Here is a 20,610-nt window from a genome sequence, read left to right on the forward strand (position 1 = left end):
CCGTTCAGCTTTATTTCACAGAATTACTGGTAGACAACTGGCCATCACTCATAATCAATTGTTGATCAAGTTTATTCGCTAAAACTAAATCATGGGTAACAACTAAAAATGCCGTGCCATGTTCTCGATTAAGTTTAATTAACAGATCAAAAATGGCGTCAGCGGTCGATTTATCTAAGTTACCAGTAGGTTCATCGGCCATCACTAAAGCAGGATTATTAATTAAAGCCCTGCCTATTGCCACTCGTTGACGTTCACCACCAGATAACTCTGCTGGGCGGTGATTAGCTCGTTTAACTAAATTCACCGACTCTAACATTGCCATAGCCCGTTTTTTAGCCTCATTTGGTGAAGTACCGGCAATTAATAACGGCATCGCCACATTTTCCAATGCGGTAAAGTCAGGAAGAAGATGATGAAACTGATATACGAAACCAATTTCTTGATTACGTAAATGTGCTTTTTCTTGTTCTGATAACCGATTAAGCTGTTGTGATTTAAATATAATTTCACCTGAAGTTGGTTTGTCTAATCCACCTAATAGATGCAATAAAGTACTTTTTCCTGATCCTGAGCTACCAATAATAGCGAGTAATGATTGCGGATAAATATCAAATGAAACATTTTTTAGTACTTCAGTAACCATTTTGCCTTCTTTATAGGTTTTATAAAGATTTTTAGCTGAAAGAAGTGGCTGTAAATTATTCATAACGTAAAGCCTCCGCTGGTTGAATATTGGCTGCACGATACGCAGGATAAAGTGTGGAAATTAGTGATAACATAAGTAATCCGAAAATAATAAATACTATCTGTGAAGGCTCAACCAAACTAGGTAATTCAATACCAGCAAAGGATAATCCAAGCACTGACATCAATTCATTGAGATAGGAAGCAAGTAACAGCCCTATGGCACTACCGAGTAAGGTACCAATGACACCAGAACTCGCACCTTGAATAATAAAAATCAGCATAATTTTAAAACGTGACAAGCCTTGCGTTTTTAAAATCGCGACTTCCCCTTGTTTTTCCATAACCAACAAACTTAATGAAGTAATAATGTTAAAAGCCGCCACAATCACAATCAAACTAATTAATAAGCCCATTACATTTTTTTCCATCTTGATTGCTTGAAACAATTCACCACGTTTAGCTCGCCAATCAGTAAAAACTAAATCATCGGGTAACGAACGGTTAGTTACTGATGCGATTTCCAGTGGATGTGTTAAAAATAATCGCCAGCCACTAATATTATTCGCTGGATACCGTAATAAATTTTTGGCATCAGATTGATTGATATAGATTAACGCTTGGTTAATATCATGATTGACCGAAAATAAACCACTTATAGTAAATAAACGTTGTGAAGGAATGCGTCCAACTGGCGTTATCTGGCTAGCATCGGTGACCATTAAGCGAATTTTGTCACCAACCAAAACACCAAGTTGATTAGCCAATGTCTGTCCCAGTATCACATTATAGCTACCCGCTTGTAATGAATCGATTGAACCTGTATAAACATAATTTTCTATTGGATCATGATCCTCTGCGGTGATACCCATTAAGGTACTAACCGTAATACTTTGCTGACTTTGTAATACCACATCACTGGTAATTACTGGCGTAATTCGTTCAACGCCAGGGATATTTTCAAATTGTTTAGAATCAATAACAGTTGTATTGATTCTTCCGGTTTTTGTAGTAATTTGCGCTTGGGGGAAAAACTTTAAGATACTGTTTTGCATCTGATCTTCCAATCCATTCATTACCGACAAAACCACAATCAAACCGATAGAACCGAGCATGATGCCAATCATAGATAGCCAAGAAACAAAGCGACCAAACCCATCGGTTTTTTGCCCGTATACATAGCGTAAACCTATATAAAATACTAATGGACGAAATATTTTTGACATAATAGTTATAAAGTACCTAAAGTTTTCAATTAAGTTTAACCAGTTAAATTTTAACTGCTTATCATACAGGATTAAACAGTTATAGAAAACAACCATATAATTACGTTATAATCTTAGGCTAACTTTGTCGCAATTATCTATTATTCTAACATGTCAAAAACATACAATATTTCTAACATCATTCCTAAAAAATCAGCTGAAGTAAAACAAGTCGGTCAACTTGTTGGTTCTTCCCTATCCCTATTTTGTGCACAGGCCATTGCTGCGCACGATGGTTTAGTGGTGATTGTTACAGATGACATGCAACAAACAACTCGTCTTCATGAAGAGTTGAAACAATTTTCAACTTTCCCATCGATTTTTTTTCCCGATTGGGAAACACTCCCTTATGATAGTTTTTCGCCGCATCAAGATATTGTTTCCGAGCGACTATCTTGTCTTTATCAGCTAGGCCATTTAACTAAGGGTGCCTTAATCCTACCAATTAATACCCTTATGCAAAAAGTGTGTCCACAAAACTACTTAGGTGGGCATGTATTTATGATGAAGAAAGGCTTAGCCATAAGTCGTGAAAATCTGCGGTTACAACTTGAAAATGCCGGTTATCGTTCAGTCAGTCAAGTTATGGAGCATGGCGAATATGCTACTCGCGGTGCGCTATTTGATATCTACCCAATGGGCAGTGAGAAGCCATATCGTATCGACTTTTTTGATGACGAAATTGATAGTATTCGCACTTTTGATGTTGAAAGTCAGAGAACACTCGATGAAATTAATGAAATTCAACTTCTTCCAGCCCATGAGTTTCCATTTGATAAAACATCCATCGAATTATTTCGTAGTCAATGGCGAGAGCAATTTGAAGTAAGACTTGATCCTGAAAGTATCTATCAACAAGTCAGTAAAAATATTTTACCTACAGGTGTCGAATATTGGCAGGCACTATTTTTTAACGAGCCACTTACTCCGTTATTTTCTTACTTTTTATCCAATACGTTGATCATTAACACAGCAAATATTGAACAATTTGCTAATAAATATTGGCAAGATATTACGCAACGTTATGAAAGTCGCAAAGTCGATCCGATGCGACCATTGTTAACGCCAGCGGTAATTTGGTCAAAAACCGATGAAATCTTTGCCCATTTTAAACAATACCCTCGAATCACTGTATCACATTCTGAAATTAGTGATTCGAACAAAAGCATTAATTTACCGTTTAGTTTATTGCCAGAGATTGCGATCCAAATTCAGCAAAAACAACCTTATTTACATTTTGAGCAATTCACTCAAGATTTCCAAGGTAAAATTATCTTTTCTGTTGAATCGGAAGGCCGTAAAGATGCATTGCAAGAAATCTTAGGCCGAATGCGAATACATCCGACATCCATCTCACAACTGGATCAATTAGCCAATGCCGAAAATCGCTACTTTTTAATGATAGGTGCAAGCGAACAAGGTTTTATCGATGAGCAACAAAATTTCGCCTTTATCACTGAAAACGAACTATTAGGTCGTCGGGTTATTCGTCGAAAAAAAGAGAGCAAACAGGCAATCAATACCGATAGTTTAATTCGTAGCTTAGCCGAATTAACACCCGGTAAACCAGTGGTACATTTAGAGCATGGTGTTGGTCGTTATGCGGGTTTAACGACATTAGAAACTGGTGGTATCACTGCCGAATACCTTATACTGCTCTATGCAAATGATACTAAGCTCTATATTCCTGTTTCATCACTAAATTTAATTAGCCGTTATTCTGGCGGTGATGAAGATAATGCCCCACTAAACAAGTTAGGCACTGATGCCTGGAGTAAGGCAAGACAAAAGGCAGCCGAAAAAGTACGTGATGTTGCCGCTGAATTACTTGATATTTATGCTGAACGAGAAAGTAAACCCGGTTTTGAATTTAAACAAGATCGTGAACAATATGAGCTGTTTTGCCAAGCTTTCCCGTATCAAGAAACCGACGACCAACAAAATGCCATTGGTGCGGTTATTGGCGATATGTGCTCACCTTACGCAATGGATCGATTAGTCTGTGGTGATGTTGGTTTTGGTAAAACTGAAGTGGCTATTCGTGCCGCATTCTTAGCTGTGATCAATCATAAGCAGACCGCCGTATTAGTACCGACTACATTACTGGCCCAGCAACATTATGAAAGTTTTTGTGATAGATTTGCCAATTGGCCAATCCGTATCGAAAGTTTGTCTCGATTCAAAACCGCTAAACAACAGCAAGCCATTATTCAAGAACTTGCTGAAGGTAAAATCGATATCGTCATCGGTACCCATAAATTATTACAAGAAGATGTAAAATGGAAAGATTTAGGCTTATTAATTGTTGATGAAGAACATCGCTTTGGTGTTCGTCAAAAAGAACGAATCAAAGCAATGCGAGCCAATATCGATATACTCACTTTGACCGCCACCCCTATTCCACGTACCCTAAATATGGCAATGAGTGGTATGCGTGATTTATCAATTATTGCCACACCGCCTGCGCGTCGATTAGCTGTAAAGACCTTTGTTCGAGAATCTGATGATTTAGTCATTCGTGAAGCAATTCTACGAGAAATTTTGCGTGGAGGTCAGATTTATTATCTACACAATGATGTCTCGGATATTGAAAAAGTGGCCGAAAAACTATCTGAACTCTTACCCGAAGCTCGTGTTGCTATAGGTCATGGTCAGATGCATGAACGTGATCTTGAGCGAGTTATGAATGATTTTCATCACCAACGATTCAATTTATTAGTGTGTACCACTATTGTCGAAACAGGAATTGACATTCCCAATGCCAATACCATTATTATCGATCGTGCTGATAAATTTGGTCTTGCTCAGTTACATCAATTACGAGGTCGAGTTGGGCGTTCATATCACCAAGCTTACGCTTATTTATTGACGCCACATCCAAAATTATTAACTAAAGATGCTAAAAAACGCCTTGATGCTATTGCTACTTTAGAAGATTTAGGTGCTGGGTTTGCTTTAGCCACCCATGATCTTGAAATACGAGGTGCCGGTGAATTACTCGGTAGTGATCAAAGTGGTCAAATTGAAACAATAGGTTTTAATCTTTACATTGAATTACTTGATGATGCGGTTAAATCGCTTAAAGAGGGGAAAGAGCCTACCCTCGAATCACTACTTAATAATCAACAAACTGAAGTTGAATTACGATTACCAACCCTAATTCCGGATGATTTTATCCCAGACGTTAATACCCGATTATCACTATATAAACGAATTGCGAGTATTGAAAACCTAGATGAACTCACCGATATACAAGTTGAAATGCGCGATCGTTTTGGTCAATTACCCGATCCGGTGCTATTTTTATTAAAGACAACTAAAATCCGCTATCAAGCAAGTAAATTGGGCATTACAAAAATTGAATATGGTGAAAAAGGCGGCTTTATAGAATTTGGTTCTAACAACAAAATTTCAATAGATTATTTAATCGAAACGATTCAAAAATCGCCAAAAAATTATCGCCTAGAAGGTACAAATCGATTAAAATTGCTTAAATCTGATTTACAGCGAGTAGATCGTATTGATTATATTAAAAATTTATTAGCGGATTTTGCCGAGCATCAAGAAAACTAGCTAAAAAATATAACAGAATATAAAGAGTAAAAATGAAAAAGAAGACACTGGCTTTAGGCGTTATTGCTGTATTAGGTTTAAGTTATGTTGGTATTGCCTGGCATACTGGTAACGTGATTGAAAATGATTTAGATAAATCGTTAATACTAGCTACTGAGCAATTTAATAATAGCCAAAATATATTCAAAATTAACATCAGCCATTCTAATGATAAAAAACAGCTATTTTCAACCAAAACCCATATTAATATGACCTTATCCTCTAAAGATGGTAGTTTTGCTGAGGTATTTACACTAGCTGATAAGGATTTCACTATTCATCATGGCCCTTTCCCACTTGCCGCTTTAAAGCAAGGTATTTTTTCACCACAAATGGCTTGGGTGGAATTTGAAACTAGCAAAGAATCCAATCCTTCCGCATGGAAGACTAGTGATAATCAACCCTTTATTACCGGCTATATTAGTTTGGATTATAGTGAAAATATGATTGTAAAGCTTTTTAGCAAGGAAATCAGTCATTATAGAGAAATTGAAGATAATGTTAAATTTGAATACCAATTAGGCAAAGGTAGTTTTACATTTATTAGTAATATGGACTCAGCTATCCCTTCGATAACACTAGATTTAGATAAATTTCATACTCAAAAAACCGTTTACTATCTTACGTTAGATAAGCTTCACATTGATCTTGATGGCGAAAAACAGTCAACTATGATTGGTTATAATTTGCATTTAGATTCTTTAAAAACAAATTTAAGAGATATTTATCTTTATTATCTAGATGATTATGACTATGCCGAAACTGATAATGACACCTTTTCAATCGAGAATTTAAAGGCAAGTGGAACTATTGATTCCATCAATCAAAATATTACCTTAAATGCTAATCTTGATAAATTTACCTTAATTCCTGAATCAGATGATGAACGCCCCTTCATCATATTAAACAAACTATCTATCAAACAAAAAACTGATTTAAGTGATACTCGAGTTCTTAATGGCTCATTCATTAGCAGTGTTGATTCAATCTTATATGGACAACAAAATTTAGGTAAAGCAGAAATAGATATTGATTATCAAGGTTTAGATAAAGAGATATTTGGCGAAGAATTTATCGATGAAGAAACTCACTATGATCAACCCATTAACAGTAAATTTGAGCTTAAAAATTTAAACTGGCGTAATGTTAATGGTGATGTCAATATTAAAGGATCACTTGATATCGCAAAGCTTGAAGATATTTATAAACAAAATAATCCTTTAGATAGCATTAATAATCTTTCATTGCATGTTAATGCCCCCCTTAATGTAATTGCCTACAGCTATGCCCAATATAATGATCCTCACCATAGTGAGCTCACTGAGGAACAGTTTAACGAATCGAAAAAAACGGTCCAAAAAAACTTGGTATATATGTTCGATGATTCTGCGATATTTAAATTTAGCAAAGGTGAAGAACAAGGTTTATTTATCGATATTGATATACTTAAAGACAGTAACGAGGCTAATATTAATGGTCAAATTTATAACAAAAGTGAGGTTTTAGATCTTTTCGAATAATCAACAAAAGGCGATACATCATTTTTTAATCAAAAATCATGAAAGTAAGTTATATTAAAAAATAATTAAAAGTAGAAAAATTGAGAGAGTAAACATGAAGAAAAGTACACTGGCTATTGGCGTTATTGCAATATTAGGCCTTGGTTATGTTGGTATAGCTTGGCATACAGGCAATGTAATTGAAGCTGAATTAGATAACACATTAAAAAATCTAACAAAACAAGTTAATAGTTTACAAAATGATGTTGAAGTACAAATCACCCATTCCAATGATGAAAAGGGTATTTTTTCAACTAAAACACATATAAAAATTATCGCTGAATCTGCAAGTGCATCCTCGACTATCACGCTATATGATGAAGATGTTATCATCCATCATGGACCATTCCCGCTAGCCGCCTTGAAACAAGGTACTTTTTCGCCACAAATGGCTTGGCTTGAGTATCAAGGTACAGAAAAATCTAACCCAATTTTATGGAAACTTGCTGGTAACAAACCATTTGCAAAAGGACATATCAATTTATCTTATTCTGATAATCTAACCATTAACCTGACAACACAACCGATTGTTTTGAGTGATCAAGATCCTAATTATCAATTTCTTGAAGGTAAACTCGAACTAGGCCAAATTGATTATAGTGTGTCTGGTAACCTAGGATTTGAAACACCTTCTTTTTCATTGGTTATTGATAATTTAAATTATAAAAGACACGATGGTGATGAGATTAAACTAAAAAATTTAAAAGTTGATAATAAAATTGATTATAAAAATTATTTCTTCGAAGCACAAAATAGTGTTGATGATTTATTTGTTAATTTAAAGGCTAATACCGATAAACCAACAATTGCGCTTAAAAATTTTGCAATGGACTATAAATTTACCAATAAAACAACTGGCCTTGAAGGTAACATGGATATTGCAATTGATGCTTTTAATTACGGCAAGCAACAAATGGGAAATGGTACTTTTGAACTTAATGTTCAAGGGTTAGATAAATCATTTTTTGACAATTTTGAGCAAATATCTTGGTTATTAGATTCAGCTAATAACTCAAACATCACCAATACTAAAATAGACATTAAAAAATTTCATTGGCACAATGCTTCTGGTGATTTCAATTTTAGTGCATTAGTTGATATTGCTAACCTTAACCAAATGACAATTTATGATAGAGACATTGACAAAATTAACCAACTTTCAATAAATCTTGAAGCACCATTTGCTGTAATAGCGAGATTTATGTCACAAATAGAAGCTCCTGAGTCAGAACAAATAACCGATAATCAGCTACAAAGAGCAAGCAATAATTTACAATTAATGACACAAATGGCACTGAGCAGATCGCCATTAGTCACCTTTAAAAAAGGTAATACCTCTGGTATATTTAGCGAACTTGATTACTTAAAATCAAACGATCAAGTGACTATCAATGGCAATAAAATTAGCAAACAAGAATTTCTAAACAATTTAAACTTCTAATCTAAAAAATTCCGCCTATCATCAGGCGGAATACCATTTAAAACACAATTTAATGAGCCAAAACTTATATGAACAAAAACTCTTCTGCCGTGCCTGAAAATCAATTTAAACGATCAATGAAGACACGCCACTTAATCATGTTATCACTAGGTGGTGTTATTGGAACTGGATTATTTTTTAATACTGGGTATATCATCGCTACTGCTGGCGCTATTGGTGCTATTATTGCTTATTTAATTGGTGCAATTGTTGTCTATTTAGTTATGCTTTGCTTGGGAGAACTGGCCGTTGCGATGCCTGAAACTGGCGCATTTCATACTTATGCATCAAAATTTATTAGTCCTGCAACCGGCTATACTGTTGCTTGGCTCTATTGGTTAACCTGGACTGTGGCATTAGGCTCAAGTTTTACTGCGGCCGGTTTATGTATGCAATATTGGTTCCCACAAGTATCAGTTTGGATTTGGTGCTTAGTTTTCTGTGTAGTGATTTTCTTATTAAATATTATTACTGCACAATTTTTTGCCGAAAGTGAATTTTGGTTTTCCATTATTAAAGTGATTACCATTATTGTATTTATCATCGCTGGTAGTGCGGCTATCTTTGGGTTTATTCCAATGAAAAATAACCTACCTGCCCCATTTTTGCACAATATTACCGAACATGGCTGGTTTCCTAATGGTATTATTCCTATTGTAATGACCATGGTATCAGTGAATTTCGCATTTTCAGGAACAGAACTTATCGGTATAGCCGCTGGCGAAACCCATCAACCGGAAAAAACCATTCCACTAGCCATCAAAACGACTATTCTACGATTGATTATCTTTTTTGTTGGTACTATTTTTGTGTTAGCAGCCCTATTACCAATGGAACAAGCTGGCGTTATTAAAAGTCCATTTGTTGAAGTATTTGAAAGTATCGGTATTCCTTATGCTGCTGACATTATGAATTTTGTCATTTTAACTGCTATTTTATCCGCAGCTAACTCTGGATTATATGCATCTGGTCGCATGTTATGGTCGCTATCTAATCAAGGTACATTGCCAAAATGCTTTGGTAAATTAAATCCAAAAGGTATTCCAACTACTGCTATTGCCGTTAGTATGATTGGAGGATTATTAGCTTTGTTCTCCAGTGTTATTGCTCCCGATACTGTATTTGTAGGCTTAACGGCAATTTCAGGATTTGCCGTTGTTGCTGTTTGGTTAAGTATTTGTGCTTCACATTACTTTTTTAGAAAACAACTCTCAACATCTGAAATACAATCACTAAAATATAAAGCCCCACTTTATCCATTAGTGCCAATTTTAGGGTTTATATTATGTTTAATTGCTTGTATTGGACTGGCTTTCGATCCTGAACAACGGATTGCCCTTTATTGTGGTATTCCATTTGTAGTGGTTTGCTATATCGCCTATCATATTACCCGAGCTTATCAACAACGAGTAAATCGATAATGTCAAAAGAAAATCCTCTCTCGCAGTTATTAAACCAAAATAACTACGTAATTATTGATGGTGCTTTAGCAAGTGAGCTTCAGCGCCGTGGTTGTGATCTTAATGATAGCTTATGGTCAGCTAAAGTATTAATTGATCAACCCGATCTAATTAGACAAGTTCATTATGACTATTTTAATGCAGGGGCGGATTGTGCTATTACCGCTAGCTATCAAGCGACACCATTAGGTTTTGCCCAAAAAGGGATATCACTTGCCGAATCAATAAATTTGATAAAACAAAGTGTAGCACTAGCTCAACAAGCCAAGCAGCAATATCTAGATCAAATTAAGTCAGATAAGTTATTAGTTATCGCTGGTTCGGTAGGGCCCTACGGAGCCTATTTGGCAGACGGTTCAGAATATACTGGTAATTATCAACTTAGTGAAAATGAGTTTATTGATTTTCATCAGGCCAGAATGCAAGCACTCATTGAAGCAAAAGTTGATATTTTAGCTTGTGAAACCCTACCCAACTTTGTTGAAATAAAAGCGTTAGCTAAATTGCTACAACAATATCCAACAATGACAGCATGGTTTTCGTTAACGTTAAAAGATGCCAATCACCTTAGTGATGGAACTCCACTTGTCGAAGTGATTGATTATCTAAATCAGATTGATCAGGTAGTCAGTATCGGTATTAATTGTATTGCCTTAGAAAAGGTCTCTCTAGCATTAACCGAATTACAAACACTCACGGCGAAACCTTTAATTGTTTATCCTAATTCAGGTGAGCAATATGATCCAACCACTAAACTATGGCACAAAGATCATCAACATAATTGTAGCTTTGATAATCAATTGCCAGTTTGGATCAAGTTAGGGGCCAAATTGATTGGTGGCTGCTGTCAAACAACTCCAAATGATATTGCACAAATTGCTCATTATTTAAAAGCAGCTAATTAAGTATAATCGATAGTTTACATTTATAGCTATAGACCAATAAATCAGCACCGTTAATTAAATCGATAAGATAAATTAACGGTGTTTTGTTATATAATTAAGAATTTCATAACCTAAAAAGCCCCTCTCCTCAAATTTTTTGCTTCAAAAAAGTGCTTTCCTCAAAATTTTTTGGCTCAAATTTAATAATGAAATATTTATCGTTCTCATTTAAGATTGGAACTACTGTAATAAGTAGAATTTTATCTCAAGGGTGTAAGTTTAGTTTGTATTCTATTCAATATTAGCATGACGGTTTTTCATTAATTCTGGCGTCTGTTGCAATTCTGTCATTAGACTGTAAACAATGCTGTCATAAGTGAGTAATGATAGTTGTTCAAACGTACTGCCCATCGGTTGATTTAGTTCAAGCACTTTTATTGGAATTGCCACAATATTATCCGCTAACTTAGCTAAGCTAGAGTTACCATTGGTAGTAAATAGTATTATTTTAACGCCAAGTGCTTTTGCTTGATTAGCATAAGCAATTAAGCTTTTGGTTTCACCGGAACTCGATCCTAAAATTAATAAATCACCGACATTTGCTTTTGGTTTACTAATTTCAGTTATCAAGCTAACATTCAAGCCCAAATGCATTAATCGATTAGCAAATGCCCCAATCATTAACCCAGAGCGACCGGTCCCAGCAAGAAAGATGTGTTTTGCTGCAATAATGGCATTTTTAAATTGGCTAAGTTGTTCCTCATTGATGGAGCTTACTTGTGCTGATATTTCAGTTAATATTTTTGATAATACATCTTTGGTATCCATTATTATTTCCCTATTTGATTGCCGCTTTTAATCTTTCTATGTTGCTTTCAAGCGGATTATTGTTAAAGATAAATCCCCCCGATACGATACTGTTTGCGCCAGCCGTAACACATGAAGATATGTTTTGATCGCTAATATTGCCATCAACCTGAATATCGTAATGATAATTACCGATTTGTTTTATACTTTTCAATTGTTCTATTTTTGGTAACGTAAAAGGTAAAAAACTTTCATTTTTTTGGCCAGGATTGACCGTCATGACTAAAACCTGATCGACCTGAGGTAATAACAGCTTCAGATTTTCAACTGGTGTACAAGGGTTTATAGCTATACCGACTTTAATATTAATATTACTATTTTTAATTTTATTAATAATATATGAATGATGCGCCGTTGCTTCATAATGAAAGGTAATAATATCAGCTTTAGCATCAATAAAATCAACTATGGCTAATTCAGGTTTTTCAACCATTAGATGGCAATCTAAAATAAAATCAGTATGCGCTTTTAGATTTTTAACAAAACTAGCATTAAAGCCTAGATTGGGTACATAATGATTATCCATTACATCAATATGTAGTTGGCGAATACCTAAAGTTTGTAGATTTTCTAGAGTTTCTTTGATCTGATAAAGATCAGAATTAAATAGCGATGGAGACAGTATCATAATTATCTCCTTTTATTAACGACCCATCAGCATAAAATTCACATTACGTTTTCTTTCACGTAGTGCATCCCAATCGACAAAATAAATTCGTCCTAACTGCCCTAATAATGGCTGACCATCTTTGATAATTAATACTATTGAAAAATGACCAAACAGTGATGATTTGATATGAGCATCGGTATTTAACATAACCCATTTTTCAGCTGGATAATTAGGATCACTAAGACTTAAACCAAATTCAACATGCTTTGGACCCGGTGAGTTATATTGATTTTCGCTGGTCATCCGTGGAGCAATTTTTTCTAATGTATTGTTGATATCAACTTGCAGAAATTCATCACCAAAAAAATTAGTATCGTGCATACATTCTTCAAAAAAAAGTGAACATGTTGTATGGCTAGTAGCTATCGTTAATTGACCATTTTGGATATTGGATTGCTTTACAAACTGTTTTAATTGCTCAGTAATATCGTGGTATGAATGCCTACCTGCAACCGTGTTGATTTCAATGGCATGATGAATAATATTCATAATAGTTTATTCCTTATTATAGCCCCATCTACTTTGTAGCTAAGCTTCACAAAATAAATGAGGCGATCATTATCAAAACTTAAAGTTGAATTTAAATTAAATAGCTAAACGCTTTTTCAATTCAGCAAAAAATTCATTTAATCCAACACCAGTAAGTAGTGGTAACCCATTAATTACTTTTGCTTTAATTGAATCAGGTACAATAGTTGTGCTTACAACCACATCATAAGAGTCAATCTTATTAAGTTCATCAGCAATCTTAGATTGATAAATTTTTACCTGATCTGTTAATTTTTCATCACTAAGCCATTTATTCACTTTGCTTACTGCGATAGTCGAAGTTGCATGCCCTGCACCACACATGATAAGTAAATTTTTCATATTATTATTCCCTTTTAATACATTTCAATTTTTTTGATTTTGTTGATATAGATAAGCAAGCAAAGAATAACTAACGCTAAACCGATTAGACCAATAAAACCAAGCTGAGTTAACAACAGTACGAATAAGGTTACTGGCCATAATCCACATAAAATGACAGTAACAATACCAGCAGTACCTACATCGTAATTAGCCAAATGGAATACATCAGTAATAACTGGAGCAAGCCATGTTGCCATATATAAGCAGACGACCAAATAGATGGTGCCGCCTAAAATTGAACGAATAATATTCCCTTTGAAAAACGGTACCATTAAACAGATGCCAAAGGCATAGAAAGCTAAATCACCAAAAGGTAGTACTTTATTACCCGGTAAAATTAAGGCTAATAATAATGAAACAGGTACCATAATTAACGCAGTTGCCATTACCGCAGGATGACCAACAGTTAACGCAGCATCCATGCCGATGTTAACTTGTTTGCCATTGAGTTTTTTACTGGTAAATTCACGAGCAGCATCAGCAACTGGAAGTAAGCCTTCCATAAACATTGCAACCATTTTCGGCATAATTTTCATGATTGCAGCAGTTGAAATCGCTAATTTACCAATTTGTGGAACATCGTAATTAGCTAAGATGCCAACAACAATACCGATGATTAAACCAATTACCACTGTATCACCGAAAATCCCAAATCGTTTGGTTAATGTTTCAGAATCAGCATTTAATTTATTTAGTCCTGGAATGCGGTCAAATATCCAATTTAATGGAATTGCAACAATTGCCCCTGATAATGCCATAAGGTGAGTAACGGCAATACCCGGATATCCAAAGAAGGAACTAATTGGTTTTTGTAAAAGATCAGCTAAAAACCATTGCAACATTACTGCAGTGATACAACCAATAATACCAACCCAATATTCACCGGTTACTGAATAAGCCACTAAGCCGAGGAAAATTGCAAACCAGAAGTTCCAGATATCAACGTTTAACGTTCTAGTCCAACCGAGTGAAATAAATAAAAAGTTAATAATTAATGAAGCAGGAATGAGTAATAATCCCAATGTGGTTGAGAATGCTAACGGGCCACCTACTCCACAACCAATATCCATGATGCTTAATGACGTTCCATATTGCTCACCCATTTTTTGAATCGCAACACCTAACGTATCTGATAATAAACCAATAACTAAACCAAGACCGACAATACCAATACCGACGGTAATACCAGACATCATCGCTTTGGAAAAGCTAACTCTGAAAAACAAGGCGATAATAAAAATGATGATAGGTAAAAAAACGACCCCACCTAAATTTATTAGCCATTGAAAAATATTAATGACACTATCCATTTGTAACTCCTTAATAAAAATAATCCATCCTATTTAACACCAGCGCTATTTAAAATAGAGATAAATTCGTTAGTTGATTGACATTGTTCTAATAATTTTATTTGCTCCTCATTTTGAAATAAGCCGATTAAATTTTGTAAATTCTCAACTTGTTCATGTGGTTGCTTCATTGCTAACATGAAAATAAATTTGACCGGTATTTGCTCTTTATCATCGGTCATACCAGAAAAAATCACCGGATTTTTTAGTGATGCAAAACAAATTTGTGATTGATTCACTTTTGAGGAATCGGTGTGGGGAATTGCAAAACCAATCGAATTAACTAATAAACCAGTAGGGTATTGCTGTTCTCTTTCTAAAATACCTGTTAAATAATCTTGTTTAACAATGCCATGTGACAATAACATTTGTGCCATTGTGGTTAAGATCTCTTCTTTGGTTTTTGCCTCAATGTTAAATAGGCATAAATGTTGATCAAAGTACATTCTTGATTCCTCTTTGATTATCCAAAAATTGTTTAAGTTGTTTAAAATTTGTGAGATTTTTTAAGGATGAAATTGCTTGTTTATTTGAAACAATTTCATAAATTTCGGTAAAAACGTCATTAATGCTATTGATATTGTCTTCGGAAAGACTAACCATAATAATAATACTGACATCAATCATGCCCCATTTTATTGGTCGTTTGAGGGTCATAATTGAGATACTCGATTTAATAACAAACATTGGCGAACCATGCGGTAAAGCAATACCGTTTTCGATTGAAGTGTCGCCGATTTCTTCTCGATATAAAACTGAGTCACGATAGTTTTTAGTCACTAAGCCTTTATCTTCTAACTTACTTATCAGCAAATTAAGACATTCACTTTTATGTTGAATATCAACATTTAATTCAATTAAATCCGCATTGACAAATTTGGCGGTAGATGGGTAATAATTACCTTTGTCTGAAAAATCGGATTGTTTATTCAAGACATAGTTAGCGTAAGCTTGGATAATATTTTGATAGTCTTGTTTGTTCAACAAAGATGATATTTTGACCATCGGTTTATTAATATTTTTGATATCCAGAGTGGTGATGATCAAGTCGACATTACTAAGCTTAGTCGAATTCAGTTTAGCCACAGAATACACTTCAATATTATCTTTAGATGGCAAAAATTTGCGGACTTTATTTAAGATTAAATTTGATGATGAACATCCATATTGACAAATAATAACGATGTTATTGGCATCAGCGGCTTTATCTAAGGCTATTTGGAAATGAATCAACAAAAATGAAATTTCATGATCATTTAAATGAATATCAAATTTACGTTCTAAGTCTGAAAGCGCATACCATAACACACTAAATAATTTCGAATATTCCTGTTTTATTTCATCTAATATTGGATTAATAATACGAATTTGCTTTTGCAACCGAGTAATCATCGGTGGGAAATGCGACAATAATGAGTGAAATAATTTTCCATCACCAGAGAGATCGACACTTTCAATATCGCCTATTTTTTTGATAATTCTGCGAATAATTTGCTCATAAAAACTATCATCAACAATGACATTTTCATCAATAATGCGATGAGCAAAAAACAATTTACTTAGGTATTTAATATCATTGGTCGAAAACGTCACAGTAAAAGTTAACTCTAACGTTTTAGCCAGTTCCGAGGCAATCAAATAAGATTGCATATATCGGATATGATTAAATAAGAAATCACTCTCTTCCGGAATTGAATAACCTAAACACAATCTTTTTAGCTGAATGGTGATGGATATCAGTAATGAAGATAAATAATGTTCCGAAGATTGTACGACTACCGATTCAAAACGTTCAAATAATAACTGAGTTATCTGTTCAAAAGAGTTATCGCCAATAAATGATTTCATCAATTGATTGAGATAATAATCATCTTGTTTATGAATATACAAAGATAAGAAATGTTTAATCGCTCGTTGAATTTGATTTTCATTACCGTCAATACAAATTCCTTTATGAGTGACATTTAATAGAATATTTTCTTGCTCAAGAGCCCGATTAATAAATTCAATATCTTTGTGTAACGATGTTTTACTGACTAAATAATCATCAGATAATTGTTCCAATGATACTGATTCGCTTTTAAGTAAACAGCGTTTTACGATATCTAATCGACGGTATTCAGGACTTAAGCGTCGTGATTTTTGATTGAAATAGCTATGACTATTTTTTTGTTCTAAATAGCTAATAATCGGCTCAACATCCGTTTTTTCACCTACTAGCATTAGCCCTTTACGGGGAGACTTTTCGATTCGAATATCCGTATTCGGTACCGTTATTAACTGTTCATTTAGTTTTTCAATATCGTAATATACAGTTTTAGTTGAAATTGATAATTTTGAACTAAAAAAAGCAGCCGGTTTAAATTCCGATTGGCTAAAAAGTAGTTTAAGTAATTTGATTTGTCGTTCCATTACTCAACTCCTTTTTCTAATTGTTGTTGCAATACATTCATAACTTGATGATTTAAAGTATAGTTAGTTAAATAAATAAGACGATTACATTTTTTTCCAGATTAATCTGGAATAGAATGTGATCTTAATCAATGTAAAATAATGAGATTGACTGAATATCAAGCTTAAGATGGGGTATTTGTTTTAATGTAGATAACCAATAATTGGTGGGTATTGAGATAGAAACTTATTCAGAACGTAACATCTTAGGCGAAATGCCAAAGCGTTTTTTAAAATAATGGGTAAAGCGAGAACCACTATCATAACCAACTGATTGAGCAATAGTTAATATTGATTTTTGGGTAGTTTGTAATAAGACCAACCCATAATTTAAACGTACATCTAAAATAATTTGTGATAAATTTTGCCCTTCTCGAGCTAAATAACGCCTTAAAGTTGATTCGCTCATTGCAAATTGATCAGCGATAACTCTTAGTTTCCATTTTTTATCAGGTTGTTGGCTAATCATTTGTCTTATCTGGTAACTGATGCTAGTGTTATTATTGGCTTTAAAAACAATGCCTATTGAGGATAACCTGATTAATAATTCTAAAAATAGATGTTTAACTAACATCAAATTCATCCTAGAATCGTTCACTGAGCTATTTATCAATTCAGATTCTATTTGTGATAAACGATTAATAAAATTATCTCTTAAATCAGTTTCGACTTTAATCTTTTTAAGGGGTTTAGGAATAATTTGTTTATTAGAAGATGCAAATTGATTTAGTAATTCATCATACCAACTAAAACATATTGCTTGGTAAGGTGTATTATTAATCGACAAATTAGTCATATTCAAAATGGTATTCGCAGGAATAGCAATAATCTGCCCTGCTTTAACACTAAGTGTTTCACCATTCCACTCAACTAATTTTTCACCACTAATAACATATACCAGTAACGGCTGACTGTTTTCAATATATTTTAACTTATGGTTACCATGTTGAGTAATATGAATAATCTGCCCGATTAATTTAAAATCCAATTTAGTCTAACCTATTAATTATTGCCTAACGAGTGTAATGATAAGTGATATTTGTTTTGGCTATTTGATGTGCATTTGCAATAAATCCTATCATCGCGGGTGTTGTTTGATCAGTCACATCAATATGGTCAATATCAAGAGCATAAAGTGTAAACTGATAACGGTGATTGCTGTTTTCCGGTGGGCATGGACCACCATAATTAATCGTACCATAGTCATTGCGAATTAATTGACTACCTTTAGGTAATAATTTAGGTTGATTACCAGCTGATTCAGTAATAAGTTGGCTTTGCACAGGAATATTTACCACCTGCCAATGCCACCAACCGGATCCCGTCGGTGCATCAGGATCATACATGGTCAATACTAAACTTTTAGCATTAGTTGGAACATTCTGCCATTCAATTTGCGGTGAGATGTTATCGCCAGTACAACCAAATTGATTGGAAATAAATTTACTAGTAAATCCATCTTTAGCTAATTGTGGAATGATTAATTTTAATTGATCGGCTAAACAATTAAAAGGTGCAAGCATCGCCATGCTTAATAATAATGGTTTAAAATGTTTTACTATAAACATGTTGTTTCCTTTTTTATTAACGTATGAATGTTTAACAATAAACCATTATTAACTAACAATCAGTACACTATCAGCCAATTTAGGTACAAATTAGCTTAACTTTATTTTTTCGTTGCTAATACCCTTTCCACCGTATCAACGATAGCTTGAGTTTGTGAGTCAATTTCAATATTTACTTCATCACCAATTTTTTTACTATCTAGAGAGGTAATCGCTAATGTTTCAGGAATTAGATGGATATTAAATTGATTATCTTTTACTTCTCCTACCGTTAAACTTGCACCATCTATACCAATAAAACCTTTATATAAAACATATTTCATAAATTTTTCTGGCATGGCTAACGTCATTTGACAGTTAGTTGCTGTTTTTTGGATGTCAATAATGGTGGCTCGGCAAGATACATGCCCTGACATTACATGACCACCAATTTCATCACCATATTTTGCACTTCGTTCAATATTTACCAAATCATTTAACTTTTTACTACCGAGAGTTGTTAAGGCTAACGTTTCTTGCATAATATCAAAAGTAACCCAATCATCTTTAAAATCGGTCACGGTTAAACAACATCCGTCGTTAGCAATGGATGCACCAATTTCGATATTCGGTGTTAATTTTGCTGGTAATTTTACCTTATAAGTACGTAATTTATCTTGATCGATGATATCAATAATTTGACCAACACCTTGAACGATTCCTGTAAACATTATTTTAACCTTTATAATTCATCATTATTATCAGCTATTTTAACGCAAACCAATAAAAAATAATAATGATTACAATCAAATGATTTTGGTTAGCCTAGCTAATAAATGAAATAATTTACTCAGCAAAAAGATACCCATTTTATTAGTCTACTGATATGATCATGGTTAATTAATGATTTAAAGGTTTACCATTTATGTTAAAACTTATTTTAGCAATTTCGGTCGGTTCAGTTGCTGGTGGTTTATTACGCTGGTTTTTATCGTTAAAGTTAAATGTGATTGCTTTTACTATTCCGTTAGGGACATTAGTTGCTAATTTAATTGCTGGTTATATTATTGGTTTCGCCATTGCCTTTTTTAATCACTCTACCCTATCTTCTGAATGGAGATTGTTAATAATTACTGGTTTTTGTGGTGGATTATCGACTTTCTCCACCTTTTCAGCTGAGATTGTCAATTTTCTTCAAGAAGGACGTATTGGTTGGGGATTAACTACCATCGCTATTCATGTTGCAGGTTCAGTATTAATGACGTTTTTAGGGATTTTGACCTATCAATATTTTCGTTCATGAAGATATATTACACTATAATAATATAAAAAATGAGCAAAACGGTATTTACAACCTCAAAATACTGTATTAATATACACTGTATAAACAAACAGTGTAGAGATTATTATGCTTATTGAACATTCATCACCACAACTTATGGCTATCAATTTTGAAACACCTTTTCAACAAGTGTTGCAACAGCAGAGACCTTTATTACGTTCGTTCAATAAAGAAAAGAAATGGCAATTATGGCTATCAGATCGTCCAATGTTAAAACGTTCATGGCTGAATATTGCTGGGCTTGATAAACAAAAAGTCGTACATTTAGCTAACCTAACTAATAATAATTTAGTCTCGACTATTGAAAAGGCATTACAAAGTAAAACCTGTAGTTATGTGGTTGCTTGTATTAACGATCTTAATGAGCAAGATAAACAACGTATAGAACAAGCCGTTTTAACCAGCGATACTTGTTTATTTTTAGTTCACGATGAGCAAAGTCAGCAATCTGTTCAATACCACTAATTTGAAAATTAACCTTTCAAATATAAAAGTATTTGGCATACAATTTAATTATTTTCTTTA

At 33.9% G+C, this 20,610-nt stretch carries 19 protein-coding genes; 7 read left to right on the forward strand and 12 right to left on the reverse strand.

The window, feature by feature from the left end:
• Window positions 1-10: 10 nt before the first annotated feature.
• Together lolD and lolC are read right to left on the reverse strand one after the other, a co-directional pair.
• Window positions 11-709, reverse strand: a complete 699-nt coding sequence (gene lolD, locus RAM17_RS07635) for a lipoprotein-releasing ABC transporter ATP-binding protein LolD (RefSeq protein WP_110447785.1) — start codon at window positions 707-709, stop codon at window positions 11-13.
• Window positions 702-1,904, reverse strand: a complete 1,203-nt coding sequence (gene lolC, locus RAM17_RS07640) for a lipoprotein-releasing ABC transporter permease subunit LolC (protein WP_110448055.1) — start codon at window positions 1,902-1,904, stop codon at window positions 702-704. The genes lolD and lolC overlap by 8 nt, the downstream gene beginning before the upstream one ends.
• Before the next feature lie 159 nt (window positions 1,905-2,063).
• Between lolC and mfd the strand changes: the two genes are divergently transcribed.
• The 5 genes from mfd to mmuM all read left to right on the forward strand — a co-directional run bounded on the left by mfd (window position 2,064) and on the right by mmuM (window position 10,968).
• The gene (mfd, locus tag RAM17_RS07645; RefSeq protein WP_110447784.1) at window positions 2,064-5,525 is read left to right on the forward strand and encodes a transcription-repair coupling factor; all 3,462 of its coding nucleotides are present in this window, start codon (window positions 2,064-2,066) and stop codon (window positions 5,523-5,525) included.
• A gap of 32 nt (window positions 5,526-5,557) precedes the next feature.
• On the forward strand, window positions 5,558-7,084 hold the full coding sequence (locus RAM17_RS07650; RefSeq protein WP_110447783.1) for a DUF945 family protein: 1,527 nt from the start codon (window positions 5,558-5,560) through the stop codon (window positions 7,082-7,084).
• Between the two features lie 94 nt (window positions 7,085-7,178).
• Window positions 7,179-8,564: a YdgA family protein gene (locus RAM17_RS07655; protein WP_110447782.1), complete on the forward strand. Its 1,386-nt coding sequence runs from the start codon at window positions 7,179-7,181 to the stop codon at window positions 8,562-8,564.
• 68 nt (window positions 8,565-8,632) lie between these two features.
• Entirely contained in the window at window positions 8,633-10,024 is a 1,392-nt protein-coding gene (gene mmuP, locus RAM17_RS07660; RefSeq protein WP_110447781.1) for an S-methylmethionine permease, read from the forward strand.
• Window positions 10,024-10,968, forward strand: coding sequence for a homocysteine S-methyltransferase (gene mmuM, locus RAM17_RS07665; RefSeq protein WP_110447780.1), 945 nt, complete (start codon window positions 10,024-10,026; stop codon window positions 10,966-10,968). The genes mmuP and mmuM overlap by 1 nt, the downstream gene beginning before the upstream one ends.
• A 270-nt stretch (window positions 10,969-11,238) precedes the next feature.
• Here mmuM and hxlB read toward each other — a convergent pair whose 3' ends face one another.
• The 10 genes from hxlB to RAM17_RS07715 form a co-directional block, all read right to left on the reverse strand.
• A complete protein-coding gene (gene hxlB, locus RAM17_RS07670) occupies window positions 11,239-11,775 on the reverse strand; it encodes a 6-phospho-3-hexuloisomerase (RefSeq protein ID WP_086360713.1) in 537 nt (178 codons plus the stop codon).
• A 10-nt stretch (window positions 11,776-11,785) separates the two neighbouring features.
• Window positions 11,786-12,442: a ribulose-phosphate 3-epimerase gene (locus RAM17_RS07675; protein ID WP_220000056.1), complete on the reverse strand. Its 657-nt coding sequence runs from the start codon at window positions 12,440-12,442 to the stop codon at window positions 11,786-11,788.
• A 15-nt stretch (window positions 12,443-12,457) separates the two neighbouring features.
• On the reverse strand, window positions 12,458-12,973 hold the full coding sequence (locus RAM17_RS07680; protein WP_086357980.1) for a YjbQ family protein: 516 nt from the start codon (window positions 12,971-12,973) through the stop codon (window positions 12,458-12,460).
• Between the two features lie 96 nt (window positions 12,974-13,069).
• Window positions 13,070-13,354, reverse strand: coding sequence for a PTS sugar transporter subunit IIB (locus tag RAM17_RS07685; RefSeq protein ID WP_034901958.1), 285 nt, complete (start codon window positions 13,352-13,354; stop codon window positions 13,070-13,072).
• Window positions 13,355-13,368: 14 nt separating this feature from the next.
• The gene (locus RAM17_RS07690) at window positions 13,369-14,706 is read right to left on the reverse strand and encodes a PTS galactitol transporter subunit IIC (RefSeq protein WP_086364285.1); all 1,338 of its coding nucleotides are present in this window, start codon (window positions 14,704-14,706) and stop codon (window positions 13,369-13,371) included.
• Between the two features lie 29 nt (window positions 14,707-14,735).
• Window positions 14,736-15,191 (reverse strand): PTS sugar transporter subunit IIA, encoded by a 456-nt coding sequence (locus RAM17_RS07695; protein ID WP_034883655.1) that lies wholly within the window; start codon window positions 15,189-15,191, stop codon window positions 14,736-14,738.
• On the reverse strand, window positions 15,181-17,157 hold the full coding sequence (locus tag RAM17_RS07700; protein WP_110447778.1) for a BglG family transcription antiterminator: 1,977 nt from the start codon (window positions 17,155-17,157) through the stop codon (window positions 15,181-15,183). The genes RAM17_RS07695 and RAM17_RS07700 overlap by 11 nt, the downstream gene beginning before the upstream one ends.
• A gap of 226 nt (window positions 17,158-17,383) precedes the next feature.
• Window positions 17,384-18,184 (reverse strand): AraC family transcriptional regulator, encoded by an 801-nt coding sequence (locus tag RAM17_RS07705; protein ID WP_110447777.1) that lies wholly within the window; start codon window positions 18,182-18,184, stop codon window positions 17,384-17,386.
• Between the two features lie 25 nt (window positions 18,185-18,209).
• Complete coding sequence (locus RAM17_RS07710; RefSeq protein ID WP_110447776.1) at window positions 18,210-18,764, reverse strand: YbhB/YbcL family Raf kinase inhibitor-like protein; 555 nt, start codon at window positions 18,762-18,764, stop codon at window positions 18,210-18,212.
• A gap of 101 nt (window positions 18,765-18,865) precedes the next feature.
• The gene (locus RAM17_RS07715; protein WP_110447775.1) at window positions 18,866-19,474 is read right to left on the reverse strand and encodes a riboflavin synthase subunit alpha; all 609 of its coding nucleotides are present in this window, start codon (window positions 19,472-19,474) and stop codon (window positions 18,866-18,868) included.
• 194 nt (window positions 19,475-19,668) lie between these two features.
• On the opposite strand from RAM17_RS07715, the gene crcB reads away from it, so the two are divergent.
• Together crcB and RAM17_RS07725 are read left to right on the forward strand one after the other, a co-directional pair.
• Window positions 19,669-20,046, forward strand: coding sequence for a fluoride efflux transporter CrcB (gene crcB, locus RAM17_RS07720; protein WP_086357986.1), 378 nt, complete (start codon window positions 19,669-19,671; stop codon window positions 20,044-20,046).
• A gap of 105 nt (window positions 20,047-20,151) precedes the next feature.
• On the forward strand, window positions 20,152-20,550 hold the full coding sequence (locus RAM17_RS07725) for a cell division inhibitor SulA (protein WP_110447774.1): 399 nt from the start codon (window positions 20,152-20,154) through the stop codon (window positions 20,548-20,550).
• Window positions 20,551-20,610: the final 60 nt, after the last annotated feature.

The organism is Gilliamella apis (genome assembly GCF_030758615.1).
GTDB lineage: Bacteria > Pseudomonadota > Gammaproteobacteria > Enterobacterales > Orbaceae > Gilliamella > Gilliamella apis_A.